Source organism: Streptomyces sp. NPDC045695, assembly GCF_056432025.1.
Genome location: NZ_JBWKJU010000037.1, coordinates 1 through 17,019, shown reverse-complemented (window position 1 = coordinate 17,019; position 17,019 = coordinate 1). Strand labels below are relative to the sequence as shown.

The 17,019-nt window shown below is 69.8% G+C and carries 18 protein-coding genes and 1 pseudogene; 7 read left to right on the top strand and 12 right to left on the bottom strand.

Annotated elements, in window-relative coordinates; genetic code table 11:
• Positions 1-272: 272 nt before the first annotated feature.
• Positions 273-749 carry a hypothetical protein gene (locus tag AC07DU_RS33415; RefSeq protein ID WP_453373948.1) on the bottom strand — a complete coding sequence of 159 codons (477 nt, stop codon included), beginning with the start codon at positions 747-749 and terminating at the stop codon, positions 273-275.
• A 336-nt stretch (positions 750-1,085) separates the two neighbouring features.
• On the opposite strand from AC07DU_RS33415, the gene AC07DU_RS33410 reads away from it, so the two are divergent.
• Together AC07DU_RS33410 and AC07DU_RS33405 are read left to right on the top strand one after the other, a co-directional pair.
• Positions 1,086-1,754: a thioesterase II family protein gene (locus AC07DU_RS33410; RefSeq protein WP_479115666.1), complete on the top strand. Its 669-nt coding sequence runs from the start codon at positions 1,086-1,088 to the stop codon at positions 1,752-1,754.
• A gap of 363 nt (positions 1,755-2,117) precedes the next feature.
• Positions 2,118-3,107, top strand: a complete 990-nt coding sequence (locus tag AC07DU_RS33405; RefSeq protein WP_360893356.1) for an ornithine cyclodeaminase family protein — start codon at positions 2,118-2,120, stop codon at positions 3,105-3,107.
• 291 nt (positions 3,108-3,398) lie between these two features.
• Here AC07DU_RS33405 and AC07DU_RS33400 read toward each other — a convergent pair whose 3' ends face one another.
• Genes AC07DU_RS33400 through AC07DU_RS33390 form a run of 3 tightly spaced genes read right to left on the bottom strand, consistent with a single transcriptional unit; the run spans position 3,399 to position 5,200 of the window.
• Positions 3,399-4,070, bottom strand: a complete 672-nt coding sequence (locus tag AC07DU_RS33400) for a DUF3618 domain-containing protein (RefSeq protein WP_479115664.1) — start codon at positions 4,068-4,070, stop codon at positions 3,399-3,401.
• On the bottom strand, positions 4,046-4,480 hold the full coding sequence (locus AC07DU_RS33395) for a phage holin family protein (RefSeq protein WP_479036366.1): 435 nt from the start codon (positions 4,478-4,480) through the stop codon (positions 4,046-4,048). The genes AC07DU_RS33400 and AC07DU_RS33395 overlap by 25 nt, the downstream gene beginning before the upstream one ends.
• A gap of 3 nt (positions 4,481-4,483) precedes the next feature.
• Positions 4,484-5,200 (bottom strand): hypothetical protein, encoded by a 717-nt coding sequence (locus AC07DU_RS33390; RefSeq protein ID WP_360893347.1) that lies wholly within the window; start codon positions 5,198-5,200, stop codon positions 4,484-4,486.
• 272 nt (positions 5,201-5,472) lie between these two features.
• On the opposite strand from AC07DU_RS33390, the pseudogene AC07DU_RS33385 reads away from it, so the two are divergent.
• Positions 5,473-5,657: pseudogene (locus tag AC07DU_RS33385) on the top strand (sortase); the annotation flags it as partial.
• A 166-nt stretch (positions 5,658-5,823) separates the two neighbouring features.
• Positions 5,824-6,552: a class E sortase gene (locus tag AC07DU_RS33380; RefSeq protein WP_479115662.1), complete on the top strand. Its 729-nt coding sequence runs from the start codon at positions 5,824-5,826 to the stop codon at positions 6,550-6,552.
• Between the two features lie 1,086 nt (positions 6,553-7,638).
• Here AC07DU_RS33380 and AC07DU_RS33375 read toward each other — a convergent pair.
• Positions 7,639-7,923, bottom strand: coding sequence for a chaplin (locus AC07DU_RS33375; protein ID WP_479115660.1), 285 nt, complete (start codon positions 7,921-7,923; stop codon positions 7,639-7,641).
• Between the two features lie 821 nt (positions 7,924-8,744).
• On the opposite strand from AC07DU_RS33375, the gene AC07DU_RS33370 reads away from it, so the two are divergent.
• A complete protein-coding gene (locus AC07DU_RS33370; protein WP_479115658.1) occupies positions 8,745-10,841 on the top strand; it encodes a pectinesterase family protein in 2,097 nt (698 codons plus the stop codon).
• Between the two features lie 180 nt (positions 10,842-11,021).
• Here the strand turns inward: AC07DU_RS33370 and AC07DU_RS33365 are convergent, their stop codons facing one another.
• From AC07DU_RS33365 to AC07DU_RS33345, 5 genes are all read right to left on the bottom strand, one after another.
• Positions 11,022-11,615 (bottom strand): isochorismatase family protein, encoded by a 594-nt coding sequence (locus AC07DU_RS33365; protein WP_479036378.1) that lies wholly within the window; start codon positions 11,613-11,615, stop codon positions 11,022-11,024.
• A 478-nt stretch (positions 11,616-12,093) separates the two neighbouring features.
• On the bottom strand, positions 12,094-12,333 hold the full coding sequence (locus AC07DU_RS33360; RefSeq protein ID WP_479115656.1) for an EF-hand domain-containing protein: 240 nt from the start codon (positions 12,331-12,333) through the stop codon (positions 12,094-12,096).
• Complete coding sequence (locus AC07DU_RS33355; RefSeq protein ID WP_479115654.1) at positions 12,333-12,497, bottom strand: hypothetical protein; 165 nt, start codon at positions 12,495-12,497, stop codon at positions 12,333-12,335. The genes AC07DU_RS33360 and AC07DU_RS33355 overlap by 1 nt, the downstream gene beginning before the upstream one ends.
• Positions 12,485-12,667, bottom strand: a complete 183-nt coding sequence (locus AC07DU_RS33350) for an EF-hand domain-containing protein (protein ID WP_479115652.1) — start codon at positions 12,665-12,667, stop codon at positions 12,485-12,487. Before AC07DU_RS33350 ends, AC07DU_RS33355 begins: the two co-directional genes overlap by 13 nt.
• Before the next feature lie 549 nt (positions 12,668-13,216).
• Entirely contained in the window at positions 13,217-13,912 is a 696-nt protein-coding gene (locus tag AC07DU_RS33345; protein WP_479115650.1) for a DUF6434 domain-containing protein, read from the bottom strand.
• Positions 13,913-13,953: 41 nt separating this feature from the next.
• On the opposite strand from AC07DU_RS33345, the gene AC07DU_RS33340 reads away from it, so the two are divergent.
• Positions 13,954-14,103 carry a hypothetical protein gene (locus AC07DU_RS33340; RefSeq protein WP_479115648.1) on the top strand — a complete coding sequence of 50 codons (150 nt, stop codon included), beginning with the start codon at positions 13,954-13,956 and terminating at the stop codon, positions 14,101-14,103.
• Between the two features lie 44 nt (positions 14,104-14,147).
• Here the strand turns inward: AC07DU_RS33340 and AC07DU_RS33335 are convergent, their stop codons facing one another.
• On the bottom strand, positions 14,148-15,164 hold the full coding sequence (locus tag AC07DU_RS33335) for a hypothetical protein (RefSeq protein ID WP_479115646.1): 1,017 nt from the start codon (positions 15,162-15,164) through the stop codon (positions 14,148-14,150).
• Positions 15,165-15,264: 100 nt separating this feature from the next.
• Here AC07DU_RS33335 and AC07DU_RS33330 point away from each other — a divergent pair, with 100 nt between their 5' ends.
• Positions 15,265-15,558 carry a hypothetical protein gene (locus tag AC07DU_RS33330; protein WP_479115644.1) on the top strand — a complete coding sequence of 98 codons (294 nt, stop codon included), beginning with the start codon at positions 15,265-15,267 and terminating at the stop codon, positions 15,556-15,558.
• Positions 15,559-16,324: 766 nt separating this feature from the next.
• On the opposite strand, the gene AC07DU_RS33325 is transcribed toward AC07DU_RS33330, so the two are convergent.
• Positions 16,325-16,684: an STAS domain-containing protein gene (locus tag AC07DU_RS33325; RefSeq protein ID WP_479115642.1), complete on the bottom strand. Its 360-nt coding sequence runs from the start codon at positions 16,682-16,684 to the stop codon at positions 16,325-16,327.
• Between the last annotated feature and the right edge of the window lie 335 nt (positions 16,685-17,019).

Sequence of the window (17,019 nt, the reverse complement as noted above, 5' to 3'; positions counted from 1 at the left end):
TACATCAGCCCCGAGGACGATCTGGCGTGGCGGCGGAGGCCGAGGGGCTCGCGGAACGCGGCTGGCTGACCCGCGACGCCGAAGACCGGCTGTGGCTCACCGAGGAGGGTGAACAGGCCCGCGTCGACCTCGCACGCAGTGCCCCCCTCCCCCGGCCCTCCCCCGGCGATCCGCGCCGCCCTCCACGAGGGAGTCGACGACGCGGACCACGTGGCCACGCTGAAGGCATTTCAGGGGCGGCCGGCCGTACCGTCGGGTCGGACGGTGACGGGTCAGCCGCACCGGATCGGCCCGGTCTCCAGCCGGTAGGTCACTCCGCCTCGGACCAGGGAGCCGCTCAGGCTGATGCACTGCCCCTTCGCGTCGAACCAGGTGTAGAGGGGGCCGGCGTGGTAGCGGTAGTTGGCCGGGTGCTCCTTCGGCGGATCGATGGAGTAGTCGCCGCCCTCGTCGAAGATCGCCAGGGTGATGTGGGAGGCGAGCCCGTCGTAAGGGCTGGACCAGAACTTCGCACAGTTGCGCTTGGTGGAGCTGTTCCAGTAGGTCCGCGCGTAGCCGCCGCCGTTGCGGCGGGCCGGGTCCTTGGCCCAGTACGTCTTGCCGTCCCAGCTGCCGGTGCACTGCTCGGCAGCTGCAGCCGGGGCCGGGGCCGCCTGCGCGGTGGGGGCGGCGACCAGGCCGAGGAGGAGCGTCATCACTCCCACGCCCAGCAGCTGTGGCTTGCGTAACCGCCTCGTCGAACGCTTCATCCGTGTCTCCCTGCGGTCGGACGCCGTCGCCCCCGTGGAGCGAGGCCGTAGTCAGCATGCTCCGGCACGTAAGGGGATCGAGTCCGATGTTTCAGGAAATCTCCTACGCAATGTCCGGTTCCCGACCCTGGAACGCGATGAGAGGCCGCTCCTCCTCGATCGCCAGGCCGATGGACCCTCAGGGAACCGGCCCGGAACCCGCGTCCTTCGCCAGCTCCCCTTTTCCCACCAGCTCCCCTTCCGGTCCGGACAGGGCCATCGGGTCGTGCCGGTACGGCCGATCACGTTCCGCCGGAAGGATTGCGACGCGGGGCCGTAACCGCAGGCGTATCCGGCATGTTGTCGGGAGCGGCCTGGGCGGCGCTGCTGCCGGCCAGCGTCGAGCCGTACGCCGTCGCGCTGCCCGGCCGCGGCAGCCGCCGCGACGAGGCGTCAGCGACCGATCCGCGGTCGGTCACCGCCGCGCTCGCCGCCCACCTCGACGACGCGTGCCGCGACCCGCGCCCCTTCGCCCTGTTCGGACACAGTCTCGGCGCCCTCCTCGCGTACGAGAGTGCGCGCCGCCTGCGCCGCATGGGCCGACGGGGACCCGTACTCGTGGCGCTCTCCGCGCTTCCCGCACCCCACCGGGGGGACCTGGAACGCCTGATGGCCTCCGTCCTCACCTCGGGTCTCGACGCCTTCTCCGACATGGCCGGACCCCTCCCCGCCGAGCTGCTGGCGGATCCGGTGGCGGTGGCGCGCCTGTGCACTCCGTTCGTCGCGGACCTGGTTCTCGCCCTGCACCATCGACACCACGACGAACCACCCCTCGACACGGCTCTGGCCCTGTACGGAGGCGACGCGGACCCCTTGGTGTCACCCGACCAACTGGACCATTGGAACGACCTGTTCAGCACCCCGGCGACTGCCTGCCTCTTCCCGGGGCGGCACACGTACCCGCAGGACGAAGCACCAGCGCTGGTTCAGCGGCTCACTCGAGACCTCCACTGCGCCCTCCGATGAACTGCGAGGTCTCGGCCCCGCCCTGTGCCTCACTCGGGCGGCGCCCGCCGGCCGGCGCCGCCACATCACCCTCGCCGCCCCTGCCGTGAGCGGCTCCTGCTGCGACTCGTCAAGCCGATCACGGCACTCCTGGCAGAGGGATTCGCTGCGGGGAGGCGGTGTGACGCGGGACAGCGGCTGGTTCGACCAGGCGCACGGAGCGCCAGGTAGCTGTTGTCGGCGTACACGCTGATGTGCTCAGGCGCGTACGGATGAACGTACTCAGGAAGAACGGTGTGTCGTAGCAGGGGCAAAAGGGGCCTGCGGTTGACGCTTTGCCTGTGCGGTCGCTGGCCGGGTGACCGGTGTGGGAGGTTGAGGCGCATGCTTGTTCTGGGCCGCTCGCAGGTCGAGGCCCTACTCGACGTGGACTCGCTGATCGACGCCCTGGCCCCGGCGATGGCAGACCTCAGTGCCGGCCGCGCCTCGGTACCCCACCGCGTTGCCGCCCTGGTGCCCGAACGCGAGGGATTCCTGGCGGCCATGCCGGGCTTCCTGCCGTCGGCCGGGGTGCTCATGACCAAGCTGGTGTCGCTCTTCCCGCACAACGACGGGGCACGGCTGCCTACCCATCAGGCGCTGATCGTGGCGTTTGATCCGGACACCGGCGAGCCCGCTGCGCTGCTGGACGGTACAGCCATCACCGCAGCGCGAACCGGCGCCTGCTCCGCGCTGTCGGCGCGACTGCTGGCCCGCGAGGACGCGACGGTGCTCGCAGTGCTGGGCACCGGCGTGCAGGCCCGGTCCCACGCCCGCGCGATCTGCCGGGTCCGCCCCATCCGGCAGATCCGCGTGGCCGGCCGGGACCCGGTGAAAGCCGCTGCCCTGGCCGAGGAACTCTCATCCGTACTGGAGGCCGACGTGCAGGCGGTGTCCAGCTACGCCGAGGCGCTCCACGGCGCGGACATCGCCGCCGCGACGACGCACGCCGTCGAACCCGTGATCCGCCGCTCCTGGCTGACACCCGGGGTGCACATCACGTCCGTGGGGTACAACCCGGCCGGCCGCGAGATCGACGATGCCACAGTCGTCGACGCGCTGGTGTGCGTCGAATCGCGCCAGGCCGTGCTTGCCCCGCTACCCGCGGGCAGCAACGACCTGCTCATGCCGATCCGCGACGGCCTCATCACAGCCGATCACGTGCACGCCGAGCTGGGCGAACTCATCGCCGGAGGCAAATCGGGACGCACCGCGCCGGACCAGATCACCCTCTACAAGTCTGTCGGCGTCGCAGTACAGGACGCCGCGGCCACCGCCCTGGTCATCGCGTCCGCCCGCGAGCAGTCAATCGGCGAAGAGATCACGCTGCGGTGATGCCCACACCGGCCGGCGCTCGCCCTGCCGTGCGGCGTTGGATCGGCAATGAATGCGCGGCGCACCGGCTGAGCACGTGGCTCGCTTGAGGATCTCGGTGTCCTCCGGCAGACGGCGGTTGTCCCGCCGCAGCTCCGTCCGTTCGTCGCATCCCCAGATCTGGGATGTCCGCCAAACCGAAGCAACGTCAGTCCGCCCGCGGAACGCTTTCGCCTGACCACCGGGGCGGAGCGGGAGGGGGCGGGACCAGCGGGGCGACCCGCTTGTCCCGCCCACGGCTTGATGGCGGGATCAGTCAGAAGTAGACCCGGGACCGGCGGTGGGGCGGCGCACTTCCGCGGCGGCGTCCTGGCCCACTTGCCGCAGCCCGTCCGCCGTCTCCTGGCCAGCGCTTTGGGCGTGTTCCTTGGTCGTTTCCGCTGCCTCCTGGGCGGTGCTCTTCACCGCTGCCACGGCCTCGGCCGCGGGCCCCCGCATCTCCTCCCTGACCTCTTGAGCTGCTTCGACGACCGTCTGCTTGACGGGTTCCAGCACTTCTCCGGAGTGCTCGCGCAGTTGCCGGCCAGCGCGTTCCTCCACCTCCGTGGTCGGTAGGAGAGCGGCAGCCAGCATGCCGGCGCCGAAGGCCATGACTCCGGCTGCCAAGGGGCTGCCTTGTGTCTGCTGCTTCACCTGCGAGGGCGCCTGCTGAAGAGTCTCGCTCACTGTTCCACCGACCTCTTTGGCAGTTCTCGTGATGCTGTCCGAGGCCTGGCTCAGACTCTCGGACGCGTCGTGCGCCGTGTCGTGCGCTGTGCCCATCACACGCTCCTTCACTCCGCTGACCCGGTGGCGCACCGAATCGGCCTTGCGCCGTGCCACCCTGCGCGGGGTCATCCTCTCCGCCAGAGCGTCGACGGTGCGCGCCAGGTGCGCACGCCGGTACTCCGCGTCGGTCCTCAGCTCGTCGGGTGTCGCGCCCATCGCGCATCCTCCTTCAGCGACTCCACGGCCTGCTCGGGCTTGAGATGGACGTTGCGCCAACCTGCCCGTCCGCTCACGTACAGCGCCGCGCCTACGGCGGCCCACAGGGCGGTGACGATCAGTGCGGCCCAGGCAATGTCGATCACGTGGGCCATCGCGAAGGCGGCTGTCAGGCTGCCGAACAGCAAGGCCATGTGACCGGCGTAGCCTGCGCCGCCCAGCATCCCGAACGCCTTGCCGGCCTTCGCGGATTCCTGCTTGAGCTCGACCTTCGCCAGTTCGATCTCGGTGCGGATCAGCCCGGACAGATCCTGGCTGATCTCACCGACCAGATCGCCGACCGACTGCTCGGTGGAATCCGTGTGAGGCCGGACAGGGCGTGTCGGCCGTTCCTGGTATGCGGTTACCACGGGTCACATCCCTTCTGCTGACCGGGGCGAGCCGCCGTACGGCTGCGCGCCGTCCGACGGCGGGTAGGACGGCGGGGTCGGCACCACATGCGGGGGCTGTGACTGGCCGTAGGTGTCGGTCAGGTCCTCGTATCCCTCAGGCATTTGGGTGCGTCCGACGGTCCGGCCGGCGGCGAACTCGCCGCCGTCGCCGGGGCCGGTGCCGCTGTCCGGAGAGGCTGCCGCGCTCATTCCCTTGCCCGCCCGGCCGACCAGGAACCCGGCCGCAGCCGCGCCGGCCAGGAAGGCGCCCGGGCGGCGGCGGGCGAAGTTCTGAAGGTCGCTGACCAGCCCGTCGGGCCCGCGCTGCTCCAAGCGTGCGGCGACCTGGTTGCCGCCGTCAGCTATCTGGCGGGCCACTCCCGCCACGGTTGAATCCGGATTGCCGTTCTCACTCATCTCCCGTAGCTCGTGGGCAAGCCGGCGCACGTTCTCCGCCAGGCTCTGCGTCTGGTTCCGCGCCTGCCCCTGAAGTTGATCACGCAGGCCGCCGACGAGGTTGCGGGCCTGGGTAGTGGCCTCGCCTGCAACGTCCGCCGCCTGCTCCTTCACCGTGCTCCCCACCTCGGCGGCCTTGCCGCCCAGCAGGGAAACACCCTCGCCGGCCTTTTCCTGAGCCGTCTGCGCTACCGCCGTCGTGTTGCTTTCCTGCCGGCGGCTCGAGTCCTGGAAGTCACTCAAGGCTCCTCCTGGAATATCGAAGGATCGAGATTTCCGTTTCCCCCGTCGGCGCCTGCCCACCTTTCGGCCATCCACCCAGAAGCGGACGAAAGGGAAACTGAGCGGGGCCCGACCCTGCCCTGCGGACCGCCGCCTCCGAACAGATTCCAAAGGCCACAGCGCGCCACCCTGCATCGCGTCGGCCCGGTGGATAGCTGGGGGCGATGAACGATCTTGCCTCGGTCGGAGCTACGCGCACCGGTCAACTCGGAGGACCTGACGGCAGCCTTTCCTCCATGGCCGCGCAGCGCGCCGCTGTCCCCGGCTTCCCCGGCCCCGCCCCTACCCGCGCGATGATCACCGTGACCACCTGCCTCACGCCCGAGGACGATGCGGCAGGCAATCACTGGCGGGACGTGCAGAACAACCCCAACACCGCTTCGACAAGATGGGCGTCCTCACAGCCACCACGTCCTGACCGTCACCGCGTCCTGACCCCGCCATAGCCGCGCCCCGTCCCGTCCCGGGAGGGCGAAGGTCACAGGTCCAGCCCTTATGAACCTCTTGCTGCGTATGTCACTCTGGCGGGCAAACCGGGTCGAGCACCTGCCCCGACGACCCCGCCGGCCAGTACGGAACCGCCCATGCCCCTGCATTTCCCGTCCCGAGCCGCATCCGCCGCGGCGGCCGGCGCCATGGTCGTCCTGATGGCGGCTTGCACCACCACCCAGACTGCCGCCGGCCCGGCGGCTCCCGCACCGCCGACGACGACGGCAGCGGCAGCGGCACCCGCTTCAGCCCCGGCCGCCACCGCCGCGCGGCCGTCCGAGCCACTGGTTGCCTCCGTGCCGACCGAGGCCTCCGTCCTGTCCATCCCCTCGGCGGGCATAACCGGGCTGCGCGTGATGCCGTACGAGGGCACCACCGACGATGCGCCCGGCACCCGTATGCAGGACAAGGGTGTGGCGGCCAGCCCGTACGGGAAGCGTGGCGGAGTGGGGCCCGGCCAGGTGGGCAATTTCCTGGTCACCGCGCACCGCCTGTCGGCGGGCGGCCCGCTGCGTGACCTGCCCGGCGTGGCGGAGGGCGACTCGGTGCTCGTGACCGTGGGCGATGTGGTGTACACGTACGAGATCACCGCGAGCCGCAAGACGTCCTTCCGGTCGGAACGCTCCCTGAGCGAGCAGCGCGCCGCGGTCCCCGGAATGCCGGGTGTGGCCCCGACCCAGGCCATGATCACGATCTCGACCTGCGCCACCCCGGAAGACCATGCCGAAGGCAACTTCTGGAGCGATGCGCAGGGGAATCCCGAGCACCGCATCGACAAGATCGGCGTTCTCCGCACGACGACCGGAGCGCCGCCTGCCGGATAGCGCCGCCTGCTGGATAGCGCCGCTCAGCCCTCGCAGGGGCGCGGGCGGGCCCCGGCGCGGCGCGGGCGGGCCCCGGCGCGTGCCCGGGAGGCGTCGTTCACCGGCCGCCCGGCCATCCTGGCGCGTCACCCGTTGGGAAATGCGGCCTGCGCCCGGACAGCACGGTGGAGCGAGCGAGAAGACCACGGTGGGGTGCGCGCCTCCGCGCCGGCCGCGCGCGATGCGCATCGAGCCGCCGGTTACGGCGGCGGGCCGTGCGGGCGATGTCGTGGCAGAGCCCGAGGAACCGGTGCTGCTTCCGAGCGAGAGGGCCCGTTCCTGTGCCGGGCTGCCGGGACCGGCGTCGCGCACGACCGGTTCCACGGCCTGGGCGGTGCGCACGACCGGGCCCCGAACGGGGTGCCGGACGGGGTCGGGGTCGTCCGCACCGGTGGCGTGGTGAGCCACGCCCGCTTCCGTACCGAACATGCCCTGCCCATCGGCCCCACCGCCAACGGGCTGCGCGCCGCGGTGATGATGGTCTGGAGTTCCGTCTCCAGTACGCCCACCGCCGCCTCGACCCTCACCGACTCCGGCGAGCCCGCCATCCGCTCGGACGCCAGGTGCAGGGCGGTCAGCGGGGTCCGCAGCCGAACGCGGTGCCAGATGCCGATGCGGGAGAGGGGTCCCCGGGCCGGACTCTCGTGGGAGGGGCGGTGTCAGCACCGGGCGTCAACGCCGGCCCCCCGCGTTCACACAGGATGCCGAACGCTGTGCTGGTGCTGCGCGGCGCTGGCCAGCCGCGGCTATGGTCGGGCCCAGTCCGCGCCGATAGGGCGTGCGCGGGCGAGGCCCGGTGACCAGAGCGCTCTGGCAGCAGCACCGGGCCGCCCCACGACCCATTGCGCCAAGAGGTCCGGCGCGCGCACCGGGCGGAGCGGAACCCCCTGGCTGGCTGGCTGCACGCACTGGCGCCGTCATGAGATCGGCCTCCCCTTGGAGGATGAGGGGAGGCCGATCCCCGCAGGGCTTACGCTGCGGCTGGTTCACATGGCGGCGCTGGATGTGATGGCGCGACGAGCGCGCCGGGTCCAGGACCTGGTGCTGTCAGTGCTCGCCGTGGTGGTCGGCCTTGTGGTGGCCCTCGAGACCGCCGTTGTTGATGCAGGTGTTGCCGAAGGCGGGGTTGAGGACGCCGACGATGTTGACGGTGTTGCCGCAGAGGTTGATCGGGATGTGGATGGGCACCTGGACGACGTTGCCGGACAGGACACCCGGGGAGCCGATGGCAGCGCCCTCGGCCACGGCGTCGGCGGCGGCCATGCCGGCCCCGCCTGCCAGGACGGCACCAGCGGCGGCGGAAACGGCTACAGCCTTGGCAATACGGAACATCAAGATCTCCTTGAACTCACTCTGCCGCGGGGAGTACGGCATGGACGTCCCCCACAACGGCCGGAGGCGCCCGCCCGTTACGGGCGATGGGCCGAACCGGTGAGCTCCGCCAACCCTGGCGCTCCAGAGTGAGGACGGCTACGGCATTCGACTGCGTTCCTTCGTGCTGCACCAGGCTTACGAAGAGACCCGGCAGGACTTCAAAAGCCCCACACCCGGCTCACACAACTGCGCAACCGACCGCGCATCCGTCTGCGACGCCCGACCCGCCCTCACCATCGGGGACGTCGCAGCCGTCGGCCATCTACCGGGAACTCGCCGGCCCCCTCGCCGTCGTCATCGGCGCCGCCAGCCTTATGGACGGCCTCCGCCGCCGCAGTCGTCCGCTGATGCGGGGACGGCGGCCGGGAGGAGGGCCGCGGCGGCCAGCGGTGCGGCAAGAAGGATCCTCATGCCCGGCCAAACGGATGCCACCCGCACCTGGATGCTGCCGACCTGCGGCTGGGCTGCGAGCGCCTCACTCCTGGCCGGAAACCCAGCTGATACCCACCCCTGCACCCGGACCGAGTCCATCCCCGAGCACTCATCACACCTCTGTGCGGACACTTTTCGTAGCCTCCAGCCAATCCAGAGATTGATCCGCCCGGTCGACATGGTCCGCATCATCCCGCCCTCGCCGACTCTTCCGCACAGGCCCTCACCGCCACCAGCGCCCCGCAGTGCTTTCACCCGACCGATGCGCGATCGACGGCAACCTTTCCGCCCCCGGTGGCAACCCGTTGGGGCAATGTTCGAGTTCGGTCACCGAGGCAGGCAAGACGATGGAAACGATCCAGCACAAGGCGCGGCACCGCAGGCGCAGGCTCCGCATGGCGGTGGGGGTCCCCACGGCGGTGGTCCTCGCGGCCGGTATGGCGTACGGCGGAGCGGCAGGGTTGTTCGGCAAGGACGCCCAGCCAAAGGCGTCGGCGGCCAAGGCGTCGGCGGCTAACGCGTCGGCGGCCAAGGCGACGACTTGGGCGAGCGACGTCGCCGACGGGTTCGCCTCCGTCAACGCGATGGGGCAGAAGGGCACGTACGGCGGACGGGACGGCGAGACCGTCACCGTGAAGACCCTCGCCGACCTGGAGAAGTACGCCACTGCGAGGAAGCCGTACGTCATCGTCGTGGCGGCGGAGATCACCATGAATCCCAAGGGCAAGGAGATCAAGGTCGCCTCGGACAAGACGATCGTCGGCTCGGGGACCTCGGGCCACATCGTCGGCGGCGGGTTCTTCCTCGGCCAGGGCGTGCACAACGTCATCATCCGCAATCTGACGATCCGTGACTCCTATCAGGACCGCTGGAGCGACAAGGTAGACGACTTCGACGCCATCCAGATGGATGGTGCCCACCATGTGTGGATCGACCACAACGATCTGAGCCACATGGCCGACGGCCTGATCGACAGCCGTAAGGACACCACGTACCTGACGGTGTCCTGGAACCGGTTGCGGACCCACAACAAGGCGTTCGGCATCGGCTGGACGCCCAACACCACTGCCGACATCACGATCCACCACAACTGGTTCCACGAGACCGAGCAGCGCAATCCGTCCGCCGACAACGTCGCTCACGCGCACCTCTACAACAACTACCTCCAGGACGATCCGGGCACGGCCATCACCTCGTCCTACGGCAACTACGCCCGGGGTAAGACCAAGATGGTGCTGGAAAACAGCTACTTCGAAGGTTTCAAGAACCCCGTCATCAAGGACGACACCGCCGCCCTCGTCCAGCGCGGCAACGTCTTCGTCGGTACGACCGGCCGCAACGAACAGGGAGGCGAGGCATTCGATCCGAAGAAGTACTACAAGTACACTCTCGACGCGGCTGCCGACGTGCCCGCACGCGTGAAGGCCGGTTCCGGTCCCCAGACCATGATCGGTACGCCGGCCGGCGCCTCCGCAGGGGCAGGACCCGCAGCCACCCTCACGGTGGCCCAGGACGGCTCCGGCCAGTACACCACCGTTCAGGCCGCGGTGAACGCCGTCCCGGCCGGTAACACCTCCCGGGTGGTCATCTTGGTCCGCCCCGGCACCTACCGCGAGCATGTCAAGGTCCCGGCGGACAAGCCGTTTGTCACCATCCAGGGTTCGGGCGCCAGCCGCCACGACACCGTCATCATCTCCAACACGTCGACCGGCACCCCCAAGCCCGACGGTTCGGGCGACTACGGCACCGACTGCGCCGCAGTCGTAGCGCTGGCCGACGAGTTCCAGGCCCGCAACCTCACCATCTCCAACGACTTCGACGAGGACGCGAATCAGGGCAAGGGCGGACAGCAGGCGTTGGCCCTGCGCACCGCCGCCGACAAGGTCGTTCTTGACAGTCTCATCCTCAACGGCGACCAGGACACGTTGCTGATGGACTTCGCCGGCAAGGACAAGACCAGCCGGGTCTACGTCACCAACTCCTACATCGTGGGCAGCGTCGACTTCATCTACGGCCGCGCGACCGCTGTGGTGGACAGGTCCGTGATCACCTTGAAGAAGCGCTGGAACGGCGCCTCGGGCGGTTACATCCTCGCGCCTGGCACCCCGCCTGACCGCAAGGGCTTCCTGGTCATCAACTCGATCGTGAACGGTGACGTGTCCGACGGGAGTTTCTACCTCGGCCGCAACTGGCACGGGGGTGGAGACGCGAGCCTCCGCCCGCAGGCCACCGTGCGCAACACCTACCTGCCCAGCGCCGTCAAGACCACCCCATGGAGCGACATGGGCGGCTTCTCCTGGAAGGAGGACCGGTTCGCCGAGTACGAGAACACCGGGCCCGGCGCCGGCAGCGCAAGCAGCGACCGCCCGCAGCTGACCGACGCCCAGGCCGACGGCCAGGAGATCGCCGACTGGCTGGGCAACTGGACACCCAGCGCCTCCTGAGGCCCAAGATCCGGCACGCTCCCCCGCGGGCCCGTTCGGCTGACGCGCCGCGGGCCCAGGACGCCGGAGCCGGGGGCGTACTCGGCGGCCAGGGCGAGCATCGGCCCGAAGGCGGACGATCGCAGACCTGATTCCGCGAGGGTGGACCGCCACATGGTGCAGGAGTGTCCTGCTGCTGGGCTACTTCGGCGCCGGTGCCTTGCCGGACACCTTGACGCCCGCCTGGCGGAAGTCGTCCAGCGTGGAGGCGATGGTGTCGGGGGCGACACCGACCGTGTAGTCCAGGCGCACCCGGGTTTTGAATCCGGCCGCGGCAGCGTCCAGGGCGGTGGCGCGCACGCAGTGGTCGGTTGCGATGCCGACCACGTCGACGTTCCGCACCCCGCGTGCGCGCAGCCAGTCCGCGAGGGAGGTTCCTTCGGCGTCCGCGCCTTCGAAGCCGCTCTTCGACGCGCTGTGGGCGCCCTTGAAGAAGACGGCGTGGACCTTGCCGTCGGCGGCGACGGGGGCGAAGTTCGGGTGGAATTCCCCGCCTTCGTCTCCGGCGACGCAGTGGACGGGGAAGCTGTCCTTGAAGTCCGGGTTCGAGGAGAAGTGGCTGCCCGGGTCGATGTGGTGGTCGCGGGTGGCCACGACGTACTGGTAGTCACCGTCCGCGCTCTGCTCCACCAGCTCGGCGATCGCGGTGGCGATCTTCGCGCCTCCCGCGACCGGAACACTGCCTCCTTCGCAGAAGTCCTTCTGCACATCCACGACGATCAGGCCTCGGCTCATCACTCACACCCCTCAGGACGACGGAACGACCCCCGTCTTCTACCGGCCTTCTCACCTCCGCCGAAGCGATTGCGGGCTGGGCTCACCCACACAGCCGCGGATGTTCACCGCAGGAACGATTCGCACGGTCGAAGCCGTCAGAGATTCGGGGGCGGTACGGGGGCCGGGAAGCCAGGGCTGCCGCCGTAGGGTGCCGGTAGCGGCAGACACACCTGCGAGGACGCCCTCGGCTGCCTCTACCTCCCACAGCGGACGGGGTGTGACGCGCCCAGACCGCGGCCGTGGATCAGATCATCCCCCGGTAACGGCGCGGCGGCTGCGACCAGTCCGGGAGTCGGTTTGGGACCCGGGAGCCGCGCCGGGCCTGCAGGGGCAGCCGGCCGACCGGGCTGGCGGTCGTGACCCGAACGGCCGGTTCGAGCGGACATGAACAGCCGGCTGAATTCAAACCGGTCCGTCCGGGCGGCAGGTTTGCCTGCTATGCGGGGTCCAGTGGTCCGAGCAGCCACACACCGGTGGAGGTCGGCTCCTCGTTGAAGTAGAACTCACGGATCGCCTGGAGCATGTCGTCCCGGGTGATCAGTCCGTCGGCGTCCCGGTCGAGGCGGCCGAAGACCTCGCGAGCGTCCGCTTCAGGCAGCCCCATCAGGGCGCCGGACCAGCGAACCTGCTCATCCCGGGTCAGTTTCCCGTCGCCGTCCTCGTCCGCGATGTCCATCAGCGCATCGAGGACGGCATGTACCCGGCTTCGAAGGAAGCGGGCGTGACCAGCAACCCGGCGGCGAACGCCGTCTGGTACTCGGAGAGGCTGATGCGTCCGTCAACGTCGGTGTCCGCGGCCCGTGACAAGTGCTGCCACAGGCCGTCGCTCAGCTCCCGCATGTGCTTGAGCGCGGGGGCTTCAGGCGCGAGATGGAAAGCGGTGGCGAGGCGGTCGCAGGCCGACTCGAAGTCGGGGCGCGGTCGATATAGCCGTCACGGTTGGTGTCGAAGGTGTCGAAGGTGTCGAAGCGGCGGGCGAGCTTGCGCTGCAGGAACGGCGAGATGTCCATGCCCGTCACCCTGCCTGCCAGAGCGGCACCTGAAAAAGCCACTGACGGCAGGTACTACCCGTACGAGGCGCCGGATCGGAAGCCGGCGCCGGATCTGCCGTCGGCGCAGGTACTGGCGAACCTGCCGGAAGGAGTACGCCGCGGCGACAAGCACATGAACGGGCCGGGTCGTGGGCGGCCTCCCCCGGGCCGCGGCATACCGATGTGGTTCATCAGATAGCAACTGCCGAGCCACCAGGTCAGCGATACCCCACGCCAGCGAAGGCCGCTCTGCCAGAGCCACAGCGCTCCCCCGATTTGAACCCATGTGCCCCGACCTGGAACACACATGAGCCGTTGCCGCGAACGGGCTCGCCCGCCCGCATCCGTGGTGGCGCGTCAAGGGTCATCTCAGCACCCGGTGCTTCGTGCAGGCGATTCAACCGTGCACCGGCCGGCACGCCGCGGCCAGCCGCGCTCCACCCACCGCGGAACGGGCACGACCTGAAAGCCGCTGTCCTGTCACATGACGGTTCCCAGCATTCGCCGCCGAAGCTAGCTGAGGACCGGTCACCCCGCTGCCGGGCCCCGAGGCCGGTCGCGGTGAGCGCGCCAGGCGGCGAGCGCTTCGGCACGGCTGCCAGCCGGATGCTCGGCATACCAGCCCCGCAGAAAGCGGTTGAGCTCGAACTGCGGGCCGATCTCCTGAAGCTGGGCAGCGGCCTCGCGGGTGGCGTGCCAGTGGGCAACGGCATCGGCCAGGGTGCGTCCTGCACCTTCGGCTACGAACGCCCGCATGGAGGCGTCGAAATGGAAGCCCGGGCCGATCTCGCGGCGCAAGTACTCGCGCAGCACCTGACTGCACCGCTGGCCCTCGGGAATCACGGTGAACCCGTGCACTGGCGCGGCGAGCTGGCGGCCGGCGCTGCGCCTCCGGGGTGGCGCGGCCGACGGTGCGACGCCGTCCAATGCGGCCCGCAGCCGCTCCGACAGTGCAGCCTTCCCACCGCCCCGCGGCACCCCGAGCTCGCGGGCGAACACGGTCAGCTCGGCCAGCGTCCAGTACCAGCGGGACAGCTCGTCCCCGCTCAACGCCGCCGTCAGCTCTGGTCGCGTCTCCGCACCCACATTCGAACACATGTCCCCATGATAGGTGTCTGCCGCATCGAGGACGTCCTGCCCCGCCCTGGCCGAGGCTTTGGTCGAATTCCTGTGGTTCATCGACGGCAGCGAGGACGAGCAGGTGGATCCGGACGACGCGGTCAAGGTCCTGCAAGGTGTTGCCCACGTGGTCAGCACTCTGCCGAATGATCAGCGGCAGGAGCATCGAGCTGGCCGGAGAGATGGCGGCCACCGAGACCAACCCGAATCGCCGCGCGTTCCTGAAAGAACTCCCGGAAGGTTTCGGACTCATTGATGCGGGTGGCCAGTTGGAATCCCCCACGAGCGGCCAGTGAGCAGGGGACCTGACTGGCCGCAGACGCTTACTCGGCGTTCATACTCATCGGCAGGCGGGACGTGTCCGAAGCCAGTACGAGCGGGCCGCGATGGTCAGGGCGATGCCGTAAACGGCGAAGGCGACCATCCCGATCCAGCCGACCAGCAGCGCGTCGCCCGGGGAGTGGAAGTCGCCGCGCCGCATCGGCACCACGCCAGACGTGGCCAGGGCCAGGTATCCGACCCCCACAACGCCGTACGGGGCGAGCGTCGCAGCGCCGAGCAGAGCCGGGGCGAGCGGGAGCCAGCGCGGCACCCGTCGGCCGCGCAGGAACAGCGTCCAGCGCGGGAAGACCTGCCCCCACGGGCGGACCAGGCCCCACAGCAGGAGAACGCCGAGCGCGGCCAGCAGCGCGGTGGGGTCCAGGCCCCAGGACTCCAGGGTGAGGAAGATTCCCGAGGCGCCGTTCCGCTCCGAGACCGCGAGCATCTCCTCACCGGTGATCCCCGCGAACGTGCCGCCCGACGCCCAGACCAGCTTCATCGCCGCGTACGGGACAAAGGCCAGCGTGCCTGCCCATGCGGCGAGTTGGACGAGATGCGGTGTGGTGGACGGCGCGCGTACGGCAGTACCGGTTGCGGGCCGGTGGTCGGACCGGGCCGTGGCCGCGAGCAAGACCGCCCCGACTGCCGCCAGGGCCTTGTTCGCGGCGGAGGCCTGGCTGTCCAGTCCCTGACCGAGCATCAGCGTGATCACGTCCATCAACAGGCTGAACGCCGTGATCCCGGCCAGCCCGCAAACCACCCAGAGCAGTACCCGCAGCGGTGGCAACAGCCCGAACAGCAAAACCGCCCCGCTGGCCAACGTCCCCAGCACGCCCACCCCCACGACCGCCCACCCCAGCCCGGAGGCACCTGAGTCACCGCCGTGGTGAAGCAAGGAGGTCTCGCTCAGCGCGCACGCCAGGCCGAAGCCGGCATAGAGCACCGCCCACAGCATCGTTGCCCGGACCACCCAGTCCGGCCATCGCTGCCACCAGGCGCTCCAGAGCACCTTCATCGTCCGTTCAGCACTGGTCATGTCCTGAACGTCGCATCGACCTCGGCGACGTGGCGTCGGCCGCCTGAACGATCTGCCTCCCCCAGCCGGGTGAGCGACCTCTGAGGCGAAGGTATGAGTGATGCAGCGTGACGCCTCAACGGGCCGTCCGTGGGGAATCTGGACTGGCCACCAGCCGCCGGGACCGCCCACCAGGGGGCCGCCCTTCGACTATGCGACGTTCGTCGGCGGGTACGTGACCTTCCGCGACGTGGAGTTCACCGGCGGCACAGTGAGCTTCCGCGGCACCAGATTCACCGGCGGCACGGTGAACCTGCAAGGGGCCGGGTCATGGACGGCGCCACCGGTCTTCGATGATGGCGTGGTGGCACACCCACCGACGGGTCTACTGCTGCCGGAGTCCGCCGAGTCGTGAGGCCGACGACTCATGGTCCCGTGCTGCCCGGCGTCAGCGGCTGCTCGTCACGGACAAGGCGAGTGCGTTCGACACGCTGGACTCTCGCAGCCGAGACCCCGCGCCGGCGACCCCGCCTCGCGGACCCGCTTCCCAATATCACTCACTGTGTTTACAGTGCTCCATATTGGAAACGCTGAGTAGCCATAACCGGTAAAGGTCAAGGCGAAAGGCGGGACTCATGTCCGTGAGTATCGGAATCATCCTCGTCGCAGTGATCGCGGTCATCGCTGCGATCGCGCTCGCCCCGGCGGTGGCGCCTGCGGAATCCGAGCAGGCCGCACCCCGGTGCTGCGACGACGAAGCACACGGGACTGGCCCGAGCAGGCGTCCTTGCCGTCGGCTGCGCCACATCCCACCGCAGCGGACCGGAGACCGCGGGCGAAGCATCGGCTGACCGTTGGCCCTGCGCCCGGCCCGCGCCGCTCGCTGATTGCCGGTCGCCGGTCGCCGGTGACGACCAGTGCGGTCCGGGCAGGCGGGGTCAAGGACGAGGCAGGACAAGGGGGTGGGCCCGCTGACCGTCACCGGCCCACCCCTTGTCCGGGTCAGGCCATGGCGGGCAGGGTCAGGGCTGGGGGTGCCAGTGGACAGTGGATCAGGTTCCTGCGGGGTGTACGCCGACGCGGCTGGCTGGTCCTAGGCCGGCGGCGCCCCGGCTCGCGGGGTTCCCAGTGCAGCAGCAGGACCGCCGCGAGCATCGGAGTGCAGGTCAGGAGTATGAACGTCATGACGTTGCCGCCGCCGTCAGCGAGCCGGCTTGGGCCGGCCGCTGTGTCGTCGCGGCAGCCGCGTGCAGGAGGCGCTTCACGGCCCGGGAGCGGTTCGCGAGTCGGAGGCGGTGCCCGTGCCGGGGCCACCACTCCAGGACGGCCAGAAAGCCGGAGTCGGCGAAGGTGACGCGGCGGGTGTCCAGCACGAGGCGGGTGTAGCCGTCGTCCACCGCCGATGCCAGGAGCGCCCGCAGCGGGGCGGCACTGAAGTGGTCGATCTCGCCGGTGAGGCGGACGATCAGGGTGGAGCCGAGGGTGGTGCAGGAGTGGACGACTATGACGCCGGCCTCGGTCTCCGCGCCGGAGTCGTGCACGCTGGGCGGGGCCTGAGTTCGGAGAGCGGCGGACAGTATCGGGGCGGTGCTTGAGGTACTCACGTCCCCATCAACGCCTCCCGCCCCGTGCGGGGAAACGAGCCACGCGGCCCATTCACCCCATGCGACCAGCACCGATCCCCGACAGGGGGAAAGATTCCACCCGAATGAGGCAGACGGGCGTCTGCCAGACGACCGGCATTCAGCGGACCCCCCTCCTCTCCCGCCAGAACACCTTTAATTGATGGTTTCACAAAGACATCGTCGGGACGGACTCCGACGTGGTCCACGGCGGGTCAGACCCAGCGGTAGTTGGCGTCGTCGAGGGTCGGCAG